The organism is Phosphitispora fastidiosa, assembly GCF_019008365.1.
Classification (GTDB): Bacteria; Bacillota; Thermincolia; order Thermincolales; family UBA2595; genus Phosphitispora; species Phosphitispora fastidiosa.
Window position 1 is genome coordinate 95,132 of the sequence record NZ_JAHHUL010000005.1, and the last position, 22,415, is coordinate 117,546.

The 22,415-nt window shown below is 45.2% G+C and carries 15 protein-coding genes; 2 read left to right on the forward strand and 13 right to left on the reverse strand.

Annotated features, from left to right (window positions below; translation table 11 throughout):
• Both Ga0451573_RS07080 and Ga0451573_RS07085 read right to left on the reverse strand, forming a co-directional pair.
• On the reverse strand, positions 1–7,236 hold the full coding sequence (locus Ga0451573_RS07080) for a cytochrome c3 family protein (RefSeq protein ID WP_231683189.1): 7,236 nt from the start codon (positions 7,234–7,236) through the stop codon (positions 1–3).
• 176 nt (positions 7,237–7,412) lie between these two features.
• On the reverse strand, positions 7,413–7,700 hold the full coding sequence (locus tag Ga0451573_RS07085) for a hypothetical protein (protein ID WP_231683190.1): 288 nt from the start codon (positions 7,698–7,700) through the stop codon (positions 7,413–7,415).
• 192 nt (positions 7,701–7,892) lie between these two features.
• On the opposite strand from Ga0451573_RS07085, the gene Ga0451573_RS07090 reads away from it, so the two are divergent.
• Both Ga0451573_RS07090 and Ga0451573_RS07095 read left to right on the forward strand, forming a co-directional pair.
• Positions 7,893–9,248, forward strand: coding sequence for a citrate/2-methylcitrate synthase (locus Ga0451573_RS07090; protein ID WP_231683191.1), 1,356 nt, complete (start codon positions 7,893–7,895; stop codon positions 9,246–9,248).
• 115 nt (positions 9,249–9,363) lie between these two features.
• A complete protein-coding gene (locus tag Ga0451573_RS07095; RefSeq protein WP_231683192.1) occupies positions 9,364–9,876 on the forward strand; it encodes a DUF3231 family protein in 513 nt (170 codons plus the stop codon).
• Between the two features lie 74 nt (positions 9,877–9,950).
• Here Ga0451573_RS07095 and Ga0451573_RS07100 read toward each other — a convergent pair whose 3' ends face one another.
• From Ga0451573_RS07100 to Ga0451573_RS07150, 11 genes are all read right to left on the reverse strand, one after another.
• Entirely contained in the window at positions 9,951–10,448 is a 498-nt protein-coding gene (locus Ga0451573_RS07100; RefSeq protein WP_231683193.1) for a hypothetical protein, read from the reverse strand.
• A gap of 192 nt (positions 10,449–10,640) precedes the next feature.
• Positions 10,641–12,077, reverse strand: coding sequence for a degradosome RNA helicase CshA (gene cshA, locus Ga0451573_RS07105; protein ID WP_269438146.1), 1,437 nt, complete (start codon positions 12,075–12,077; stop codon positions 10,641–10,643).
• A 129-nt stretch (positions 12,078–12,206) separates the two neighbouring features.
• Complete coding sequence (locus tag Ga0451573_RS07110) at positions 12,207–12,404, reverse strand: cold-shock protein (protein ID WP_231683194.1); 198 nt, start codon at positions 12,402–12,404, stop codon at positions 12,207–12,209.
• 219 nt (positions 12,405–12,623) lie between these two features.
• Positions 12,624–12,998: a Panacea domain-containing protein gene (locus Ga0451573_RS07115; protein ID WP_231683195.1), complete on the reverse strand. Its 375-nt coding sequence runs from the start codon at positions 12,996–12,998 to the stop codon at positions 12,624–12,626.
• Positions 12,999–13,046: 48 nt separating this feature from the next.
• Positions 13,047–13,781, reverse strand: coding sequence for an NADH-quinone oxidoreductase subunit B family protein (locus Ga0451573_RS07120; protein ID WP_231683196.1), 735 nt, complete (start codon positions 13,779–13,781; stop codon positions 13,047–13,049).
• A gap of 11 nt (positions 13,782–13,792) precedes the next feature.
• Positions 13,793–15,406: a hydrogenase large subunit gene (locus Ga0451573_RS07125; RefSeq protein WP_231683197.1), complete on the reverse strand. Its 1,614-nt coding sequence runs from the start codon at positions 15,404–15,406 to the stop codon at positions 13,793–13,795.
• 2 nt (positions 15,407–15,408) lie between these two features.
• Entirely contained in the window at positions 15,409–16,875 is a 1,467-nt protein-coding gene (locus Ga0451573_RS07130) for a hydrogenase 4 subunit F (RefSeq protein ID WP_231683198.1), read from the reverse strand.
• A gap of 5 nt (positions 16,876–16,880) precedes the next feature.
• The gene (locus Ga0451573_RS07135) at positions 16,881–17,546 is read right to left on the reverse strand and encodes an NADH-quinone oxidoreductase subunit K (protein ID WP_231683199.1); all 666 of its coding nucleotides are present in this window, start codon (positions 17,544–17,546) and stop codon (positions 16,881–16,883) included.
• Positions 17,546–18,496 (reverse strand): respiratory chain complex I subunit 1 family protein, encoded by a 951-nt coding sequence (locus Ga0451573_RS07140; RefSeq protein WP_231683200.1) that lies wholly within the window; start codon positions 18,494–18,496, stop codon positions 17,546–17,548. The genes Ga0451573_RS07135 and Ga0451573_RS07140 overlap by 1 nt, the downstream gene beginning before the upstream one ends.
• Before the next feature lie 11 nt (positions 18,497–18,507).
• Positions 18,508–20,544, reverse strand: a complete 2,037-nt coding sequence (gene hyfB / locus Ga0451573_RS07145; RefSeq protein WP_231683201.1) for a hydrogenase 4 subunit B — start codon at positions 20,542–20,544, stop codon at positions 18,508–18,510.
• A gap of 337 nt (positions 20,545–20,881) precedes the next feature.
• Complete coding sequence (locus tag Ga0451573_RS07150) at positions 20,882–21,571, reverse strand: helix-turn-helix domain-containing protein (RefSeq protein WP_231683202.1); 690 nt, start codon at positions 21,569–21,571, stop codon at positions 20,882–20,884.
• Positions 21,572–22,415: the final 844 nt, after the last annotated feature.

A 22,415-nucleotide genomic window follows, 5' to 3' on the forward strand; every position in this document is an offset into this window, starting at 1 on the left:
TTAAAAGGCTTTAACCGGCTGGCCAAGGTAACAGTGGTCACATCCGGAAGTATGTGCCGGATAGGTAGCGCCATGATAATGGCAGCTGGCACACGCCCTGCCAAAATCATCTGCCATCGGCGGATTGCTGTCCCCATGGTCCTCCCGGTGACACCCCAGGCATCCCTGATGGAAATTGTACAGAGTTCCGGCATGGCAGCTCTGGCAAAAACCAAGAAACTCAGTGTTATTGGCCAAGCCGGTACCGGAAATTTTCCCCGGTGTCTGCCCATTGGGATTATCCTTCAGGTGATAGAGACTTTCTGAACCGTGCAGGTCGTGGCAGTCATAGCACTGCAAGGTCGTATTGCCCCGGGTATATGGGTTCTTAATAGTCCCGTTAACACGCCCAATGCCATAATCCGCCTGGTAGGTCTGATAACCGCCGGCGCCGCCATGGATATCACCGGTATAGGTAGAACCAATGTTCCTGGTTATCGGACCCAGGTCCACACCCTGGGGCGCCGCACCATCGTGGCACTTATTACAGTATGGCTTCATATCAACCGTCTTTGGGATACTGATACTGGTTTCTGAACCCATTTTCTGGTTAACAACATCATCCCACCTTGAGTAAACAAAGTTCCATACTCCTAAGTTAACATTGTAGCCATCAGAGTTTTCCCCATAGCCCTTCCAGAAAATGTTGAAGCTATACAGGTTTGCCGGGTCTTCATTGATGGCAAACCTAAACATCTGGTAATTGTATTCCCCATCATCCTGATTGGGGGTCAGATAATAGTCAGTGGTGAAATACTCACTATCATCACTTAGGACTGCAGAGAATTCATCAGATGCCGGGCTGCCAGGCGCTGACGGCGTAGGTTCAGCGCTGCTCTGCCACATGCCAAACCCTGCAGAATTCGCATCATACACGCTGATCGCAGTACCTTTGTCTGCCTGTAACTTAATATAGTTTGTATTTAATGAATAATGGCCTTCAGGAGGCTGCTCCAGGAAATCTTCCGGATAATAATGGGGTTGATATGGTATTTCCTGATATACCGATTCAGCTATCCTGACATCTGACCCGCCGAATAACCTGGCCCACAACCCCTGCAGCCCATCCAGTATCCCGCCCAGGAATCCCTTAAGCCTGGTAAGGATGCCGGATTTGTCCTCATTTGAACGGTATTCAGCGATATCATTGGCATCACCATGAATTCGGGTGTTCCATTCTGCCACGTATTCCTGCAGCTCCCTGGGATATTCCCCTAACGAATCAGGCCATTTAGACATATCCATATCCCGGAAAGGCATAGGATAAGTTTTGGCATACTGATATTCCTTATAATACTGCCACGGCTTTAAGACGAAAGTCCTGGTCATGCCCGGCGCGGGAGGCGGCAGAGCCTTAAAAGTCACGGTAAGCTCATCACCTGTATCCATTGCTACCATCTTGTCATCTATTTTCTTAACCAGTGGTAGCACATCTCCGTAACGGGTGAACCTACCTTCATGAACCAGGGTTTTGTCTGTTACTATATCATAATCGTGATATGGCGATGGAAACTTGGTATACTTTGCCATTCCGCGAAACTGCAGCTGTGCTGTCAATGGTTTCAGGCTGGTTTTTTTGGCAATGGAATCAGGGGTCGTATCGACACCAATAAAATCAAAGTGTGGTCTGTACATGCCTCTGAGCCTGACTATATATTTTGTCGTCCCTTTGGGAAATTTCCCTGTCAGGTCAATAGCTACCGGCTTGGTATAACCGGAAAAGTGCTTAATTTTTTCAGATTTCCAGGTGCCATCAGGCTGCAGAATTTCTAATAATCTCGCGGCTGGTTTAATCCCCTTTTTAATGTTTTCCACCCGCTGCGCCCGTTCCCGGGCATCGGCATACTCAGTCCAGCCAATGGCTACCAACTTAATGTTCCTGGCGCCACTTAAATCTCCCAGGTCAAAGATAAACTCATTATCATCAAGCAGTGTCCCACTGGCGTGCCGGTTGTCAATTTTACTTACCTCTGCAGTAATATCAATAGGTTTGGACCTTGGGCCGCCATTATATGTGGGATTGTTAATATAGGTGGCTCTTTTAACAGGTTTAATATCCTTGGCATAACTATGAATAACCGGCGGGTTGTCCTCCCGCTGAAAATCATTTAAAGCTAATCTGGTATCCTCCGGATGGTCTACAGCCTGCAGGACCAGGTTGTCTATAAAATCGACTTCGTCCCGTTCTGTTTTGATTTTAATTGTATATAGACCGTCTTTTTCCTGCAATTTACCCCACGGAACAATCACCGGCAGGTCCGGAATCGGCACCGAATACTGGCCCGGGGCCTTCTCCAGTCCCACATTGGAACTGGCGAGGTCAGTAATAAACTCAAACCCTTCCCCATTCCAGGTATACAGGACAGGACATGAACTGGGCGGCCCGTAATGAGTAATTGATTTTGCCGTTGACCAGGCAGATTCAGTTCCCCAGTTATCCCGGGATTTTACCCTGAAATAATAAGTAATCACCGCATCATAATCACATGATTGGGCAATATCCCAGCTGGTGGTACTTATCCAGCCGGAATTGCCAATCGTATTGGTAAAGTTACTGGTGGTGCTCACCTGCATATAATACTCAACTGTATCACCCGGATCAGGGTCATAAACCGTACTCCAGACAGAGCCTAATGTAAAATTAAATTCATCAGGTGCCGAATCAGTGACAGTCGAGATAGTCGGTACTCCGGGAGATCTGCTTGTCATTATGGTGAAATTATCACTGGTAGTTGTGTTGCCGCGCAGATCCTGTGATGTCAGCCGGTAAGTATATTCCGTTCCCGCAACCAGTCCGCTCAGGTGAACACTGTGAGAAGTGCCCGGCGTGCTGTTGGTTCCTTCCGAATATGCAAAACCATAAACAGCATAATTAACAGTATCATTATACTCTACCCACCGGGAAGCCTTTTCATTGGTTGTCCAGGTGACATCGAACGAAGCGCCTGTTGAATTAACAATTGACGGCCCGGAATTTATCACCGGAGGGGTGCTGTCGAGTACCCGGTCATCTGAAAGCACATAGTTTCCTGACGGGTCAACAGCATAAACCCGGTAATGATAGTTGGTATATAGCTGCAGTCCCGACATGGCTCCGGTAAAGGAAGTAGCCAGATAATTTTTGTTAACCTTGGTCCCGTAAGCAGTGGTAGGACCATATTCCAAATAACCCGATACCTTTTCATTGGTAGCCCAGATAATGCTGGCAGTGGTTTCATCCATAGCAGATACATAGGGATTTGTGGTAAATGCCGGTTCTTGTCCATCATGCTTGGCTCTAACCCGCAGGTAGACCTTCCCGGAATCATCCACATATTCAGGTATGTTGCTGGTAAGAGAGTAAAGGCTGTACCTGTTATCGGGGTCTACCAGCCGTTCTGTGGCTGTATTCAAATGTGGTTCATGGCAGTTAAAACAATCCAGCTTGGTTCCCTGAGCCGTTTGTTCCGCGGCATCAACACTGTGATGTGACAGCGGATCGGAACTGGCGGTGAACTTTTCATAGATGTTTACGCCATGGACGGAATTATCCGGGTCACTGTGACATCCCAGCCCCCCGCCAAAGCATGTAGTGCTCTGCCCCATCTGGAGCTGCTTGGGGAAGGGAATTCCGGAGGCATCAGCTTTACCGTGAGGAGTATGGCAGTTGCCGCAATAGCCCTCCGAAACCCACGGGTCAACAGCCCGCACTTCCAGTTCCACATAATCGGTATTCAGTGAATAATGATTAACCGGATTAGCAGTAAGTCTCTTTGAATTGGAAGAGATGGCAGAACTCTTATTTGCCGGACGGTCAGTTGTAAAACCGCCTGCAAGGTTGTCCAGCTTGACTGCCACCCAGTCAAATACCCTCGTACCCAGTAACTTAAACCTTTGCAGGATACCGGACTGGCCCCGGTCGTAAGTCCGGATTTCTTTGTTATTTTGAACGGAATTGTCCCCAGCTTTATGGACTCTGGTATTCCACTCTTTAACGTATTCCTTCAGTTCCTGGGGATATTCCCCCAGCGAAACAGGGTACAGTGACATGTCCATGTCCCTGAAAGGCATAGGCTCAACCTTGGCCTCCGATAATTCCTTATAATATCCCCAGGGCTTTAAGACAAAGGACCTGGTCATCCCGGCAGCCGGAGGGGGAAGGGCCTTAAACGATACTGTAAGTTCATCACCTGTGTCCATAACTACCAGCTTATCATCAATCTGCCGGACCAGGGGTAGAACGTCACCATACCTGGTGAAGCTGCCCTCATGAGTCCAGAGGTTGAAGCTCCTGCCATCATAATAATCAAAGTATGGAGACGGAAATTTTATGTAGGATGCAGGGGTGGCATAATTGAGCTCAGCGCTATCCAATCTAAGAGGTGTTACAGTTGTATCTGCCTGCGGGGTAGTGTCAACCCCGATAAAATCCAGATGGGGCCGGTATAATCCCCTGAGCCTGACCACATATTCTTTGGTACCCTCTGCAAATTTTCCGGTAAGATCGATTACAGCGGTCTTGGTATACCCTGGGATGTGCTTTATTTCCTGAGACTTCCATGTACCGTCCGGCTGGAATACTTCAACGTAGCTCTTCGCCGTTTGCAGTCCCTCTCCGGCCGTCTGCACCCTTAGCTCCCTGTCAGCAGCGGTGGCAAACTCGGTCCAGCCAACCACCACAAGCTTGACTTCCTGAGCATCACTCAGGTCCCCAAGTTCGAGAGTAAATTGGTTATCATCAAATAACTTGCCGACAGCGTGTCTATTGTCAATCCTGCTGACAAGCTCTGTCACATCTATGGGAGCGCCGGCGTCGCTGCCGCTCCAGGTAGGATTATTGACATAAGTGACCCTTTTAACCGGCTTAAGATTTTCACTGTAGGTATACAGCTTATATGGTTCCGCTCTCCGGACAAAGTCATTGAGGCCGATACGGGTGTCTACAGGATGGTCTACTGCTTCCAGGACCAGGTTGTCAATAAAGTCTACTTCATTTTGTTCGTTCTTAATTTTAAGGACATAATACCCGTCTTTTTCTTTAAGAAGGTCATCCGAAATTGTGACCTGTTCATCCGGATAAGGGGTCTTGTATTTGCCCGGGGACATCTCAAGCCCAACATCTGACCCTGCCACAATATCAGTAACATATTCAAATTTCTCACCATTCCAGGTATATAAAATTGGGCAGGAGTTGACCCAAGTCGTGAAGCTGTCGGTTGACCAGTCTGATACCGAGCCGTAGCTGTCTTTGGCCCTCACTCTCCAGTACCAGGTATTGGAAGTATTGACCCCCCCCGAATGGGTTACGGTAGTGGACCAGCTGGTGGAACTGAGATTAGGCTCTTCTGAATAAGAACTGAAATCTGCAGACTTGCTGATTTGAATGTCATAGGTTAATGGCTGACTGTCAAGGTCAGGAACACCGTTCCAGTTAAAGGTCACACTGAAATTAAAGACACCGTCCTGTTCCAGATCCCCCTCCGGCGTAAGCACCGGAGAACCACACCGGGCATCAAAAGAACTCGTTTCAACTGTCTCATTGCCCAGCCTGTCCACAGTAGTAATCTTATAATAATATGTTTGGCCGGCCACAAGGTCTGACAGCCTCACTGAATGGGAGGTCCTGTACCCGGCAACAGTAAGCTGTGTCCCATAAGCAGTTGTTGTGCCGTAATCTACTGTGGTTGTAGCCTCCTCATCTGTAGTCCAGACTATATCAGCCCATTTCGATGTCGTATTGAACCGGGGCCCCCAGCTCGATACCGCCGGGCCTGTCCCGTCGTGCTTGGCCCGGGCCAGAATATATATATCATTATCTTCATCAAGATATCTGTCGAAGTCTGATGTCCTCTGCCATGTAAATGTCCCGGGGGAACCAAGTTGCTGTGATGCCAGGGCCTCCCAGCCGGGTGTGTTTTCATTCCAGACAAACAGTTCAGTGGGGTAGCCTGTCGTGGGTTCACCGTAACCCACCCATTTCCCGCTAAGCTGCCTGATGTCATCAATTTCCTGGGTGACATGAAATTTGTAAACCTGATAGTTGTACTCATCCTGAGCCGCAGCAAGGTCAGTAACCCAGAATGCCGAATCTATAACAGAGATGCTGTTTTTGGAACCGACACCGGCCGGAGTACCCGGCTCTTCTGGAACCGGCTGCTCTTCAACAGATCCGGAGGCCTGCCAAATTTCGGTGCCATCTGTACCGGTTGTATAAAGATACTGCATCGCCATGGGGTCAATATTGCCATGAGGAGTATTATTATATATTTCTATCCCACGATAAGAATAATTATCAGGACGAACAACTGACTCGTCATCATGACATGTGGTACAAAGCGCATTTCCCTCAGCTCTTCGATAGTACGAGACACCTGTTTTCCCATGGGGTTCGTGGCAGTTCATGCAGAGTGTGGCCTCATATTCGGTTCCGCTGTATGTAGTCGTGGCCACAGTCGAGGAGGTCTTAGAACCATGGTAGGTCGCATTAAACACCGCACTCCCCGCATAGCCGCCGATACCATCAGTATGGCAGCCAAAACAAACGGAATTGTTATTCCCGGTTACCTGGTACACCACTCCACTGGGACCGGTTATCGTATTCCGTAAAAGCATATCATAAGGCGAACCGTGGGGCTGGTGGCAGCGGGCACATTTAATCCCGGTCCCCGAGGCCGGCGGGTCCATATTTATATCATGTGGAGTATAGACAAAATCTGCCAGAATATCCCCGCCAGGCAGACTGCTCCCGCCGCCGTGACATGCGCCACATACGGAATTCCCTGAGGAATAAGCGGCCTCACCTACCGCTAACAGCCCCGCAGTCCCGCCAGCTGACTTTTCGTTTGCCAGGTGAGGATCATGGCAGTTGCTGCATTTTTGGGTGCCTGTAGGTACAGGGTGCAAAGAACCGGTACCTGAGTATACCGAGGACCCGATGGTTTCCTCACCAAACTCCCCCCTGATATTGGGGCTTGAGTTGCTTCCATCATGGCAGGAATAACAGGTCTCTTTCTGGCTGGACTGAAGCACCAGATACGACCCAAAAGAGCTGTGAGTGGAATGGCATTTATGACACAGTGAGTTAACCTCATAGTTGCCATGTGGATTTACAGCAGGCTCCGCCGCAGCTTCAAACCCGCCTGCTAAAATATAAATCAAACCACATGCTATCAGGGAAAATACGGTTATAATGAGTATCGTTTTTCTTGAAATGCCCATTAGTCTGCACCACCTGTGGTCTCCATTGAGACAGTGTTCTAAACGATTTTTGAGAAGGAATATTTTGGTTATTTAACGCGGGGGTTTTAGCGCCAGTAAGTACTATAGTGCTTAGTATGAAATATTCTACAATATCGCAATAATTCCTCCTGCCATTGGATGAACCGGTAATTTTTTTACAAATTGTTAACTTTTTTGCTAAATTTCGCAGACCAGCAGCAAATCAGGATTGCGGCCTGCCCTGCAGCCCAACTTACACAGCCCTGCTCAAAACCGTCAGCATACCCCTGAAGTATACCCTTTTCAACAAGGGGACGGATAGAACTCTCAGCCCAAAAACCGGCAGGTACGTCAACTGTTTTCAGCTTTTCCTGTTCTGTCCATTGGGGGTGATAACTTAAAATCTCGATTCCATTAGGCCCGGTATAAGTGGCAAGTAAAGGATCACTAAACGGTTCCGCCAAGACATGTTATTTTTTCTACTTTTTGCTGCTTTTTCCTCCAAAGAAACTACTTATTTTACTTTAGCTGTTATGGTAAATAAAGTTAATAGAAAATTGAAACTATCTTTTCCCAAAAAGGAGGAGTCAGCGGCATCAAAGAAGAATTTATATAGACTTTAGATAATTGAGCAGTAAGCATTACGGAGGTATGGTATGATAGATAATAATAATTCTGAATTTATTGACCAGCTCACAGCACTGGCCAAAAAGAACAATAAAATAAGAAGCGAAAATTATGCCCGGTATGATGTCAAAAAAGGGCTCAGGAACAGCAATGGGACAGGTGTGCTGGTTGGCCTGACAGGAATCGGTGAGGTTCACGGCTACATTATAGATGAAGGTGAAAAAATCCCGGTTGAGGGTCGGCTTAATTACCGGGGTATCAACGTAAGTGACCTGGTCAGCGGGTTTCAAAACGAAGCCCGCCACGGTTTCGAAGAGGTGTGTTACCTGCTGCTTTTCGGTGAGCTTCCCAGTGCAGAGCAGCTGGAGAAATTCAGTGATCTTGTTGGCCAGTTCAGGATACTGCCTGAAGGTTTTCTCAGGGATATGATTCTCAAGGCGCCCAGTAAGGACATTATGAATAAACTGGCCCGAAGTATCCTGGCCAGCTATTCTTATGATCCCAACCCCGATGATACCAGGATGAAAAATGTCCTCAGGCAGAGTATTGAGTTAATCGGACAATTCCCGACCATGACGGCATATGGGTATCAGGCAATGGCTCACTACCACAAGAATGAGAGTATGTTTATTCACAAGCCTAACCCGAAGCTGGGGACGGCAGAGAATTTCCTGCTGATGATTCGCCAGGATGGTAAATACAGCAAGACAGAAGCCGACACTCTGGACCTGTCTCTTGTTCTCCACGCCGAACATGGCGGAGGAAATAATTCCGCTTTTACAACACGTGTAGTCTCTTCCTCTGGAACAGACACATACTCGGCCATAGCCGCAGCCGTCGGCTCCCTTAAAGGTCCCCGGCACGGCGGGGCAAATATAAAAGTAATGCAAATGATGACAAATATTAAGGAAAATATCTCGGATTGGAAAGACATGAATGAAATAGAATGGTATCTTGAAAAAATTCTGGCCCGGGAAGCCTTTGATAAATCAGGGCTCATTTATGGTCTGGGACATGCCATCTATACAGTTTCTGATCCAAGGGCTGAACTGCTTAAACAGAAGGCCTTTGAACTGGCCGAAGAGAAAAACAAGGTGGATGAGTACAATCTCTACTTGGCAATTGAAGATTTAGCCCCAAAGGTATTTTCAAGGGTCAGAAAATCAAACAAAAATCTCTGTATTAATGTTGATTTTTACTCAGGTTTCGTATACAGCATGCTAAACATTCCCCTGGAGCTGTGCACACCACTGTTTGCGGTTGCCCGGGTACCGGGGTGGTGTTCTCACAGAATAGAGGAAATGGTAACAGTTAAGACGATAATGCGTCCTGCTTATAAAAGTGTAGTTAACCAAAAAGATTATGTGCCTTTGCACGACAGGTAACATGCAGGGATGCCAGATGGCATCCCTTTTATAATCACTGAATAATACCACCTGCCAATTAGTATAATATCTCATGTGGGGTCCAAATAAAATTTAGGGAAAGGGGTATTATACAATGGTGCAGATTGGTAATATTCATTTTGGAAAAGCCCAGACTGCGGTTGAGCCTACCATCAGTATCATGGAAGCAGGCATGCTGTGGGATTTGACCACAGCCAGATATAAGTGTCTTGAGGAAACAAGGATCTATCACAGTTTCGCCCACGATGAGGAACTAAAGGCAATGTTGGCCTATGGAATCAGATTCCTGGAAGACCAGGTGAATGTACTGGAAAAACAGATGTCCCTATACAGAATTCCGATGCCCTACCAGCCACCTAAAAGTGTCAATAGGGCCGAAAACGACATGGTATTCAATGACAGTTTTATTTTTGCCCAAGTCTTTGACGGCTGTCAGATTTTTATTGACCAAATTGCGCGGGTCAGTCGATGCATTTTGACAAATGACCCACTGCGCCACATAATGGTAGATTTCCTCACCAGTGAACTTTCCCTTTTTGATAAGCTGGTCAAGTTTGCCAAAGTTAAAGGCTGGCTCCAGGTAACTCCGGTATTTAAACCGGAATAAACAAAATGACAATGAACGTCAAAAAAGACGTTCATTGTATCCGCTATCCAATTATTTAATTTTTTAAAACCGGGTTATTGGGCTGCCTTAGTATATGTAACAGTGCCCTCTTTTGCTGTAATATTATAAATAAAGCTTACACTTGAACCATCATCCTTGGTCCCTGCCAGCATTAGGCTTTCCTGGTCAGCTATATTCATGCCGTCCTTATAGCCGAGTTCGGTGAGTGCCGCGATGTATTCCTTGGCATCGTCAGAAACCATCTCAGTAAAGGTAACCGTGCAGGACTCCGCACCGGCTTTGATAACTCCGGTCACCGCGGCCTTCGGTTCAGGCAGGTCTCCCATAGCATCCTGCGGCCAATCCATATCCTGGCCAGCTTCAAATGAACCACCTTCACCTTCCACCTTGACGCTGCCTTTGTCGACATCTACCTGGGCTCCGGTTGCCCCTTCCACAATTTTTTCCGTAGCCTTTTCAGCAATCTTGTCTTCAATGCTGCTACAGCCCAGAAGGCCAAACATGAGAAATGCAAAGAGTAAAAGCGCCAAAATCCTGTTTTCCTTCTTCATCTCGCCCCTCCTTAAACGTTTATTCCCGCCTGCGATGATATCATTGCATCATAATGCAATTATACTGCCGTACCCATATTTTTTCAACAATATATTATTATGGATATTGTTATGGATATTATCACCGCAGAATTTTAAACCGAAGCAATAAAAGCAGCGATTCTCGCAAACCGCTGCCTTAACTGCATTTACCTATGAAATCTTCTTAGATCTTTTGGGCCTCTTATTATTAGACCTGAAGCTTTTATTTCTTTCACCTCTGCCCTGAGGAGCTGTACGACTGCGCTTATCGTAGGACTGCTTCTTTTGCCGCATCGCAACCGGTTCGGTCAAGGTTACCGGTGTGGTGTCGGTTTCTTTAGCCAAAAGTTTCAGCGCCGCTGATAATAAAGAAACCGAATCATTGGTCTCAAGCAGACTTTCCGCCATTTCCTTATATTGGTGAGTACCACCCTCATCAAGTGTTTGCATCAGCTTATTAACTGCTAACTGCTGTTGGCTCTCTATGGCTTCATTCACGGTCGGGATTGGTTTCCGCATAATTTTTCGCTTGGTGATTTGCTCAATTAACCTTAGCTGATTGAGTTCTCTGGGAGTAACTAAGGTTACAGCCATTCCGCTTTTACCTGCCCGCCCTGTTCGTCCAATCCGGTGGACATAACCCTCCGGGTCCTGAGGAATATCGAAATTATAAACATGGGTAACATCAGTGATGTCCAGACCGCGGGCAGCGACATCAGTAGCCACCAATATTTCGGTAACACTTTTCTTGAAATTACGAATGACACTGTCCCGCTTGCTCTGGGTAAGATCCCCATGTATCCCTTCAGCAGAGTATCCCCGTTTGTTGAGCCCTTCAGCAATCTCATCCACCCTCTTTTTAGTCCGGCCAAATATAATGGCCCGGTCGGGTGACTGAATATCAAGTAAACGGCAGAGCACATCGAACTTCTGCTTTTCCTGTACCTCAATGTAAGTCTGCTCTGTATTTGGGACCGTAACCTCTTTAGTCCCCACACTGACAGATTTCGGGTCAATCATAAACCGCCGCGCCAAATTTTGGATGGCCTTGGGCATTGTGGCCGAAAAAAGCAAGGTCTGCCGCTCTGTGGGGACTTCCTCAAGAATTGTTTCAATATCCTCTATAAACCCCATATTCAGCATCTCATCTGCTTCATCAAGGACCACTACAGATACCTGCTGCAGTCTGACAGTTTTCCTTCTCATGTGGTCCATCAAACGCCCCGGTGTCCCCACAATTATCTGAGGCCGGTTTTTCAGCGCCCTGATCTGGCGGGTAATATCCTGCCCTCCGTAAATAGGCAGCGCCCGAACACCCTTATGCTGACCAATCTTGTTTATTTCCTCAGCTACCTGAATAGCCAGTTCCCTGGTTGGTGTAACCACTAATCCGTCGATTTTGTCATTTCCGGTATCCGCCTTTTCCACCAGTGGAATCCCAAAGGCCGCTGTTTTACCGGTCCCGGTTTGAGCCTGACCGATAATATCCCTGCCGCTTAGTGCAGGTATAATTGTTTGTTCCTGAATGGGAGTTGTTGCTTCAAACCCCATATCTGTTATAGCCCGGGCAACCGGTTGGCTTAACCCAAGCTCGTTAAATGTTTGCAATATTTAAAACCCCTTTCTTTTTCTTACTATAATTTGCAATTTTACTTAAAGTTATTTATTCTGCCAAAAAAACAAGGACATTTCCCCTCAACCAGGAAAATGCCCTTCTTTGTTTAATTTGATTTAATCTTACAGACCGATTACATTGGCTGCTTGTAAGCCGCGGTTGCCTTCGACAACATCAAATTCTACATCCTGGCCTTCGTTCAGAGTCTTGAAACCTTCGCTCTGAATCGCTGAGAAGTGAACAAAGATGTCGCCACCCTCATTACTTTCAATAAAGCCAAAACCTTTTTCTGCATTGAACCATTTTACTTTACCTTGCATATTGTATAGCCTCCTTCTAAATAAATTTGAATCAAAAAGCAGATACCCAAACACTTTTTGTCAAACCATTACAGGAGACTCAAAGCTCGTTCAAGTTTTTCACTACTTCTTAACACCAATTGATAGTGTATCATGAATATTTTGGAATTGCAAGTATTTTTTTTAATTTTTTTCTGAATATCACGACAAATGCCTGCTGTAAGTGCAAAAACAGCACAATTAGTCATCCAAAGGTCGTACTTCTTCTGTCAAACTATAAGGAATAAGCTCATTAGGTCTTGTCTTTATATAAGCTGCTTCACTATGCATATACGCCACAACCTCGTCTGTGTTTTTGGTTCTAAAAAAGTTGGCAACTCGTTGTAGAATATTTAACTCATCAAGTGAAAATGACGAAATATTAATTTCCTGATTAGGGTGAATTTTGTAACCAACGTAATCGTTAATATATTCTTCCTCTACTTTAATTGACGGCAATGAGAGAATTTCATTATATCCCAATGGAACGGCTCCCATTGGCAAATGTTGATACACTAGTCCTGTCATAGATTTACCGTGCCCTTTAAAATTCAGGACATCAGAATACCATTCCAATTACCTGCATCTTCGACACAAAATTATATATTATCTTCCACCTTCACTCTACAAACGGTCTACGGCGCTCATCAGCCCATGTATCAGCGCCTGAGGCCTGGGCGGGCAGCCGGGAATATAAACGTCTACCGGCAAAATATTATTCACTCCGCCTGAACTGGCGTAACTCTTGCCGCAAATCCCCCCGCTGCAGGCACACGTACCTACAGCCACCACCAACTTAGGGGCAGGCGCTGCCTTAAAGGTTTTCCGCACAGCAATTTCAAGATTTCTGGTGACCACACCGGTAACCATTAAAATATCGGCATGCCTGGGTGAGGCCGCGAAATTGAAACCAAGGCGCTGGATATCGTAAACAGGTCCGGTCAAAGCCCCCATTTCCCAATCACAGGCGTTGCATGAACCTGAATCAAGGTGGCGGATATGTACAGAGCCGCCAAATATTTTGCTGATTTTTTCCCTGCATACTTTTTCTGTCAGTTCATAGGTTGTTCCTAAGGAGACAGCGCCACCGGCACAGGCATCCTGGCAGTAGCCACAGAAAATACATTTTTTAGGATCAATTGACCAGTAACCTGCCAAGTCGTTTAGCTTAGTTTCGCCGGTGTCATTTAGCTTAATAGCTCCGGTTGGGCACTTTTCAGCACATTTACCACATTTAAGACAGCTGTTCTCCTGCCATTCCGGAAGCCCTCTAAAGCCCTGTGGAGCAAAATCCTTTTCTTCAGGGTATCCGGTGGTGATCACCCCGGTCTGAAAACTTTTTCGAAAAATCCTTAGCATGTATTTCCCCCCTACCTGTCAAAACACGAATAACACAGCTCGAAACTTTTATTAATCAGCGGGAAATCAGGTACAATATTTCCCGGCACTGTAGTGGGTAGAACTGCCCAGTTGCAGTATGATGCCGACCTGACCATATGCCTGAATATAGTGCCGTCCTCGCCCGACATTACAAAATGGACATTTTCGCCCCGGGCAGATTCGGTGATTCCGACGGCACAGCAGAAGGGGCTCATCTCCCCTAATGATTCTCTGATGACGCCCGCCGGCATAGATTCCAGAGCCTGCCTGATAATTCCCATCGAGGCAGCGGTTTCATCGATCCTGATTTTAAACCTGGCTAACACATCCCCCTGTTTATATACCGGGACTCTAAACGATACTCTGTCATAAGCAGCATAAGGGTGATCCCTTCTGACATCCCGGTCTGCTCCCACTGACCTGGCAGCAGGTCCGACAGCATGCAAATCAACAGCAGTCTGCAAGCGAAGAATACCCGTTCCTTCAACACGGTCAAGATAAGACTGCGTACTCAGCAATATATCTGTCAGTTCGATAAAATCCTTTTCAACAGCCTCTAATGTATTAAGTATGACCCCACAGTGATTTTCGTTAATATCCCGCCGAACTCCCCCAGGTATGTTTACACCCCGCAGGAACCTGCTGCCAAAAACCTTCTCATTCAGCCTCATGATTTCTTCCTTGAGCCTGGCGCCGTGCATGGTGCCAAAGGCGAATCCAACCCCGGCACAAATATTTCCGATATCTCCGATATGATTATAGAGCCGCTCTAGTTCCAAACCAATGGTTCTGATAAAATTGGCTCTGTGCGGTACTTTCGTCTGTGTCAGCTTTTCAACAGCCATACAAAAGGCTGTGGAGTGGGACAGAGAGCACGCGCCGCAAATCCGTTCGGCAATTAAAAGCCCCTTGTCCGGGGTGGTTCCTTCGGATAGCTTTTCAACCCCCCTGTGGGTATAGAAAAGCCTGGCTTCCAGGTTAATAACGTTTTCACCGACGGCGCTGAACCTAAAGTGACCTGGTTCAATTATGCCGGCATGGATAGGTCCCACAGGGATCTCAATGACCCCTTCGCCCTCTACCTTATCAAAGAAAAAGTGCCCCTCCTGTCTTGGAACCTCACTCTCCAATTTAAAGTCACGCCGCATCGGGAAAAGATTTTGGGGCCAATCCTTATGCAGGGCCAGCCGGCGGTCATCAGGGTGATCCTTAGGCTTTAGCCCGAATAAATCCTGTATTTCCCGTTCATACCAGTGTGCAGCCGGCACATGTTTTGTAATCGAAGGAAATACCGGGTCATTTTCGGCTATAGCTGATCTGATTACCGCAATAAACTTATCACGGTCACAGGCAAAAGTATAATACAACATAAAATTACCGTTGATTTCTCTCTCATCATTGGCAGTCATTTGAATTAGTGAAAACCCCAAATTATTGGTTAATTTAACCGCCGTAGATCTGATAAAAGTCTTCTGAATTTCAAGATGAACTTCATCCGGATAAGGAATTGAGGCATTTGTTATAATCTGCTCTCCAAGTAATTCCATAAGGGAGGTCACAAATTGTTTGGGTCCGGTAAAATGAGGGATGCCCAATGCTGCCATGATTAAATTCCCCCTGCCATTACTGAGACAACCTGTCCCAGGATGTTATCGAAAAATGAAGGTACATAGATTCCCATTACGGTTACTATAATCAGTGGCAGCAGAACCATTGCCGCTGACCATTTGCCCATTTCTCCCGGCGCTATTCTCTCTGGCGGGGACCCCAGGGCCATGCCGCTGACAGCGTAAACAATTCCGGCAAATACTAAAGTAATGAGGACTAACATTAACCCTGTAACCATGTATCTTCCCTGAGCAAAACCCGAGCTTAAAATACTGAATTCACTTAAGAAGATGCTAAAGGGCGGCGCCCCGGCAATAGCAAGACCCCCAAGAAGCATTGCCGGCCCAGTTATAGGCATTGTCTTGATTACACCTTTGATTTTGCCTATCTTTTTTGAATTATATTTCTGGGTTACATTGCCGGCCACAAAAAACAGCGATGTCTTTGTTAACGCATGGTTAAACATATGGAAGAAGGCCCCGTACAGTCCGATTTTGCCTCCTAACCCTATAGCCGCTGTGATGATTCCTATATGCTCTATGCTGGAATAGGCCAGGAGCCGTTTCAAATCATGCTGCACAATAATAAACGGCAAGGACACAGCGATGGAAAGCAGGCCAAAAATAAGCATTAAATTCGACGAAAAATCCGGCCCCAAGGAACCTGAAACAATTAAATGGAACCTGATTATTCCATACAAAGCACAGTTTAACAATACCCCTGACAGTACCGCACTAACGGGAGAAGGCGCCTGGCTATGGGCATCGGGCAGCCAGGTATGCATGGGGGCCAGACCTGCTTTGGTCCCATACCCGACCAGAATAAAAATAAAGGCAAGTTTGACTATTTTGGGGTTCAATTGGTCTGCTATAAGGATCAGGGATTCCCAATTTAAAGCGCGGCTCCCTTCTCCGAGTACAGGTATCGCGGCGTAGTATAAGAGAATTGTCCCGAACAGAGCAAATACAATACCGACTGTACAAATTATAATGTATTTCCACGCCGCCTCCAGGGAACTCTTTTTATCGTAATATCCTACCAGAAGCGCTGAAGCCAAAGTTGTCCCTTCAATAGCTACCCACATAACACCTAGATTATTCACAACCACTACGAGAAACATTGTAAAGATAAATTCATAAAACCAGAAATAGTACCATCTCAAACGGCTTTCAGGGACTTCTCCATGATCTGTTTCGCGAGAAGTATACCCAAGAGAATATAAGCTTGCAGCCAGTCCTACGATAGCTACAATGCCGATAATGAAAGCCCCTAAAGCATCAATATAAATAAGCTGCCTATAAGCTAAAATTGCCCCTTTGCTAAAAACACTGCGGGCTACCTCAAAAGCTGCCCCAGCAGTCAGGACTCCGCCGGTTATACTGATGACTCCAATAATTTTTCTATTAGTAAAAAAGATACACATTATTGCTGTTATTAAAGGCAAAGTCAGTAAAACTAGCGGCACTATCATCATCCCCGTAAATTTTTTAGATTTTCTGTATCGATGGTGTCAAAGCTCCGGTTTATCCTGAAAGCCAGGATTCCCATGATTAAAACTCCAATCAGGACATCCAGGAATATCCCCAGTTCAACAACCAAAGGCATTCCATGGGTGGTCCCCACTCCGGCTAAAAAAATACCGTTTTCCATTATAATCAAGCCCATTATCTGCATTACAGCCAATTTGCGGGTAATCATAACAAATAATCCTATCAGAATCAAAGATATTGCCGCCGGCAGGGCTTCACTAATAATACCTGCATTTGGGCCCATGATTCTGCCTGTAACCGAATACGCTATAATTATCAAACCGGCACAGATGACAAACGACATTTTTACATTTATGTATGATTTTACTTCCCTGCAGGCCACCACCCTGCCTACCACCTTACGTAAGATATACGGAATGATTACTGCCTTAACAACTACTGTCAACAAAGCGGCTATGTAAATCTCTTTATTACCGGTAGCCCAACCCAGTGTTGCCGTTACCCCTGCCAACAAAACAGCCTGAGCGACGGCAACCTTGATAGCCGTATCCAGCCTCCGCCCTCCAACAACCATAAACGATGTTGCTATGGTAAAGGTAATTAGTAAATTCATTACAACTTGATAAACATTAACATCAGCCATCATCAGCTACCCCCAAACAGGAACTTGGAAATAAGACCTAAAAATGCCAGCAGGAAAGATCCCATGAGAAGCTCAGGAACTTTAAACAGCCTCATTTTAGTAAAGGATGTTTCTATGACCGCAATTGTTAACCCAATTAACAACACTTTGCCTAAATAGGCCAGTAATGCAATTGCCAGCGCACCAATACCGGTTCCGGCAGCAATGCCCCACGGGAAAAAAAGGTTCGCCAAAAGAGTAAATATCAGCAGTTGTTTTACAGAGGCTCCCAAGGTCAGGATAGCCAGCGGCTTACCGGAGTACTCCAGCAGCATTCCTTCATGGATCATGGTCAGCTCAAGATGGGTATCCGGATTATCGACCGGAATACGCCCCGTTTCAGCCAAAGCTACAATATAAATCGCCCCAAAAGTCAGGATGTGGGCCGGCGTAAAAGCTGCAAGTCCGGCATTGTTAACACCGGAGATGATTCCGGTAAGATTTGTGGTGCCTCCATTAATTGCCATGGTAAACAGAGAAAGCATCAGCGCCGGTTCAGCAACCGACGAAACAGCCATTTCCCGGCTGCTGGCCATGCCTCCAAAGGCGCTTCCGGCATCCAGTCCGGCCAGGGTAAGAAAAAAACGTCCCAGAGCGAACAAATAAATTACCAAAATAGCATCACCCGTATAACTTAGCAAACCTGATGTAGATATTGTTGGCATCAGCATAGCCGCTGCCAGCAGTGCGCCAAAGTATATGTAAGGGGTTACCCTGAAAATCCAGGATGCATGTTCCGATATCACCGATTCCTTTTGCATGAACTTGTATAAATCAAGGTACGGCTGAAAAATACCCGGTCCCCTGCGAGTCTGAAAAAACGCCTTGAATTTCATAATTATTCCGGAAACGAGCGGGGCTGCCAGGACAATTATGATCACCTGAAGCAGACTCGCGGCCAAAGCCTCTGTCATTGGATTTCCCCCTATCTGGCAAAAATAAGTAAGGTTACCAGCGTCACAAAAATATACGCCAAATATAAATGGATACTCCCTGATTGCAATACCCTGATTTTATCCGAAACCTTTATTAGAGTTCGGGTTACCGGACTATAAATGGTGTCTTCAAACACAGGTTTAATTGACGCCTTATATTTTATAGCGCTGGTGAAATACGGCTCCTGACTGTATTCTTTCTGAATTTCACGCCTCGGCTGAAATATTTTGCGGAAGATAATCCGAATAGGTTTGGAAAAAGAAGTTGCACTATATTCCATTTTGGAAGAAAGATTCATGCCACAGTTCCAGGTTTCGTCTACCCTTACTGAACCACCCTTGCCGATGGCCCGGAACACTAAGAATATCAATAAGGTCGCCGCAGCCAAAACAATCAGCAAACTCAGGGGAGAAATCCCGGTTTGAGGTTCCAGTACCGGTAATACATTAATCCAGTGATACCCGCCCATGAGAGGCAGTGTTTCGACTCCCAGCAAGGATTTTGTAACAGGACTTAAAAGGCTGATAATTAATATAGGGCCGACCCCAAAAACGAAACAAAGCAGAGCCAAAAGTCCCATCCCCAGCCTCATACTGACAGGAACTTCCCTGGCGTTTTCCGCATTAGCGCTCCTTGGCAGGGCCAAAAACTGAATTCCAAACGCTTTCACAAAACACGTCGCCGCTAATGCTCCCGTTAAGGCAAGGGCGGCCCCGCAAAGCGGTCCTAAAATATTCAAGGAGGGGGACAGGCTTCCTGAACCTAGCATTAACAGTGATTGAAATGTAAGCCATTCACTGACAAAACCGTTAAACGGGGGTATCGCTGATATGGATATGGAGCCAATCAAAAAGAAGAAACCTGTCCAGGGCATCCTCTTCAAGAGACCTCCCAGTTTTTCTATATCTCTGGTGCCTGTTGCAAAATGAATCGAACCGGCGCCAAGAAAAAGCAGCCCTTTAAATATGGCATGATTAAATACGTGAAATAATGCGGCCGTCAAACCTACCATGGCCATTTTATTATCACCATTGCCAATAAAAACAAGGGATGCTCCAAGGCCGATTAATATAATGCCAATGTTTTCAACACTGTGATAAGCAAGTAAACGTTTAATATCGTGTTCCATCAGAGCATACATTACGCCTAACAATGCGGAGATACTGCCTATGACCAGGATAAGCACCCCCCACCAAACAGAACCGCCGCCCAGTATCTCAATGACTACCTTTACAAAACCGTAAATTGCTGTTTTTATCATTACCCCTGACATGATTGCCGACACATTGCTTGGCGCAGCCGGGTGAGCTCTGGGCAGCCATATATGCAGTGGCACTATCCCGGCTTTGGTGCCGAAACCAAGGGTTACCAGGAGAAATATTATTGTTTTAAGCCGCAGCGGAAGAGCACGGCCTGCTTCAGCGTACTGTAAAAAGCTGAAACTGCCGGCCTCCTTATATAGCAGCATAAAGGCCGCAATAATAAACAATGTGCCAATATGGGTCATCACTAAATAAATGAACCCGGCTTTTCTTACACTTAAATTACAGTGATCATAAACCACCAGAAAATAAGATGAAAGTGACATTAACTCCCAGAAAAACACGAACATCAAGGCATTGTCACTGGCCACCAGGGCAATCATGGAAAATATAAACAGATTATATAATAATCCCAAAAAACCGATATTATGTTTTCCAATATATTCGGTAACATAGCCATAAGAAAAGACAGATACTGAGAGACAAATTACAGATATCACAGTAATAAAGAAAGCCGCCAGGGGACCAATCGTAAATCCCAGCCCTACACTTAACAATGACCAGGGCAGCATAAAATGCGCCGGTGTCCCGGTTGATAACACCATTATGCCAAGAGCCAATCCGCTTAGGGCGGCAATATTGGAGCAGGTGAATCCCAGAATAATGCTTAATTTAGGCTTTTTTTGACATGCAAAAGAAAACAGGCCCCCTAGTAACGGGAGGCCCATCGTGATTAAAAACAGGCTTCGGGTTAGACTGGACATCTTATTTACGCCTCTTATTCATTTTGAATTTCAGAAAACATGCTTTTATTTTATCACTTTCGCCACTGTTATCAAAACAGCATACTTGTCTAAATTTTGACAAGTATAGTCATGCTATCCGATATTAGTATATTATGACCGATTTCCTCGGCTTTTTATAAAATATACTCATCATCTCTTGATATCCTATATGTCGATATTAAAACACTAAAAAAACGGCGAGCAATACAGACCGCCGTTCGTCGTATAAGCCGCAGCAAGCGTTGGGGTGCTCCTTAGCGTTGCCCAATTTATGCTACAATAATATTATCGACTACTTTTAGGATGATTATTCCATTTACACTATAGGATATTCACACCTAGTAACCCTGGACTTGAGGTTTCTGTACTCTGCCGGAGGCATTCCGATTTTATTCTTAAATATTCTTCCAAAATATTTTTCATCTGGATATCCCACTTCCCAAGCCACTTGTTTTACCGGTATTGTTATATTAGAAGCCAATAATATTTTAGCTTTTTCTAATCTAAAATCAATCAAATATTGTTTTATACTTTTACCTGTCGTCTTTTTAAAAACCTTACTCAAGTAATACATGTTAAAGTTAACTTCATTAGATATTTCTTCCAAACTAATTTCCTTTGAATAATTCTTTTCAATGTAATTAGTAATAAAATTCACTATTTTTGAATGTTTGCAAATCGGCTCAATCAGTTTAATATAATTTTTAAATATATCACTCCTTATCCAACTACAAAATTCAATTTTATTGTTAAATTCGTGGAATTTACGCAAAAATCTAAAGTCTTCCCTAATAACATCACCACAGTAGGGCAAAATATCTTTAATTTCAGACGAAATCCCCATTATTAATTCTACAGTTCTAATCACCACAGCTTCAGTGTTGCAAACGTTGGAACTTATTTCTGAACAAAAAAGTTCCAATAAATCGTCAGCACCCTCTAGATCTCTAAGACGAATCTTTTCTAAAAGTTGCCGTTCGCTGACTTTAACCAACTCTAGACTCATTGTTGAAGATACCTCCCGTTTATGCCTATTTTGTTTGAAAGTAACTGATTGGAAGAACTTCGGTTTCAAATGGAATATAGCCCCATTCGTCACAGACCAGCAAATTCAGCTTACCTTGAAAGGTCATGAAATTTTCAAAGCCAGCCCCTCTTGGGTACAAATTCCAGCGGCATTTGGCGTTCCGGTTTCGGATATAGGATAATTATTTCTCTTACTACATGATAACCTTTTGGGGCGAAGTTTGAAATATTTTGTCCTTCAATAAACAAAAATGATGCTTTAGCGGTTGTAATGTTTCCTGTATTGCTATCTAAATCGAATTTCCGCTTAGGTGCAATTTTACAGGTAATCTGGCCACCTTGAAGATCTGAAAAGATATATCCTGATCCCATCGCTCATTTCAAGCAGGTTGCAAAACAGCAGCAACTAAACGTTGATTTATAACTTAAATAGTATATTCAGCTTGTTAATTTTTAACCGGTTCTTTTTCCCTTCTGTTGCTGCTAACCCAAGGTGTCCAGCAAAAGACGGCTTATGCTGTCCATAAACTGACGGAAAAAGTGTCCAATCAGGCCCGGAATCGGGAGAGCTAAGAAAGCTCTCTCTCCTTAAATACCCCTAAGCTTTCGGAAGGTATAATCGGCGGGGGTTGAAGAAAAAGAAAAGTCTTTATGAAAAAGCTAAATCGTTATATCGGCTTTTTCATAAAGACTTTTGAGAATTTACCAAAAATATATAGGAATAAGACCGAATCTTTGCTGTTCTATAAGTCGTCACAACCTAAAACAGAAAGCAGGTCTTGTTCCTTATGGTCAGAATAGCAAAAAACAAGCAAAACACGGTG

Coding starts and splice junctions, on each gene's coding strand:
- Ga0451573_RS07135 (WP_231683199.1), bottom strand. CDS start 17,546: ATGATGGCTGATGTTAATGTTTATCAAGTTGTAATGAATTTACTAATT.
- Ga0451573_RS07150 (WP_231683202.1), bottom strand. CDS start 21,571: ATGAGTCTAGAGTTGGTTAAAGTCAGCGAACGGCAACTTTTAGAAAAG.
- Ga0451573_RS07080 (WP_231683189.1), bottom strand. CDS start 7,236: ATGGGCATTTCAAGAAAAACGATACTCATTATAACCGTATTTTCCCTG.
- Ga0451573_RS07120 (WP_231683196.1), bottom strand. CDS start 13,781: ATGCTAAGGATTTTTCGAAAAAGTTTTCAGACCGGGGTGATCACCACC.
- Ga0451573_RS07140 (WP_231683200.1), bottom strand. CDS start 18,496: ATGACAGAGGCTTTGGCCGCGAGTCTGCTTCAGGTGATCATAATTGTC.
- hyfB (WP_231683201.1), bottom strand. CDS start 20,544: ATGTCCAGTCTAACCCGAAGCCTGTTTTTAATCACGATGGGCCTCCCG.
- Ga0451573_RS07100 (WP_231683193.1), bottom strand. CDS start 10,448: ATGAAGAAGGAAAACAGGATTTTGGCGCTTTTACTCTTTGCATTTCTC.
- Ga0451573_RS07090 (WP_231683191.1), top strand. CDS start 7,893: ATGATAGATAATAATAATTCTGAATTTATTGACCAGCTCACAGCACTG.
- Ga0451573_RS07110 (WP_231683194.1), bottom strand. CDS start 12,404: ATGCAAGGTAAAGTAAAATGGTTCAATGCAGAAAAAGGTTTTGGCTTT.
- Ga0451573_RS07125 (WP_231683197.1), bottom strand. CDS start 15,406: ATGGCAGCATTGGGCATCCCTCATTTTACCGGACCCAAACAATTTGTG.
- Ga0451573_RS07095 (WP_231683192.1), top strand. CDS start 9,364: ATGGTGCAGATTGGTAATATTCATTTTGGAAAAGCCCAGACTGCGGTT.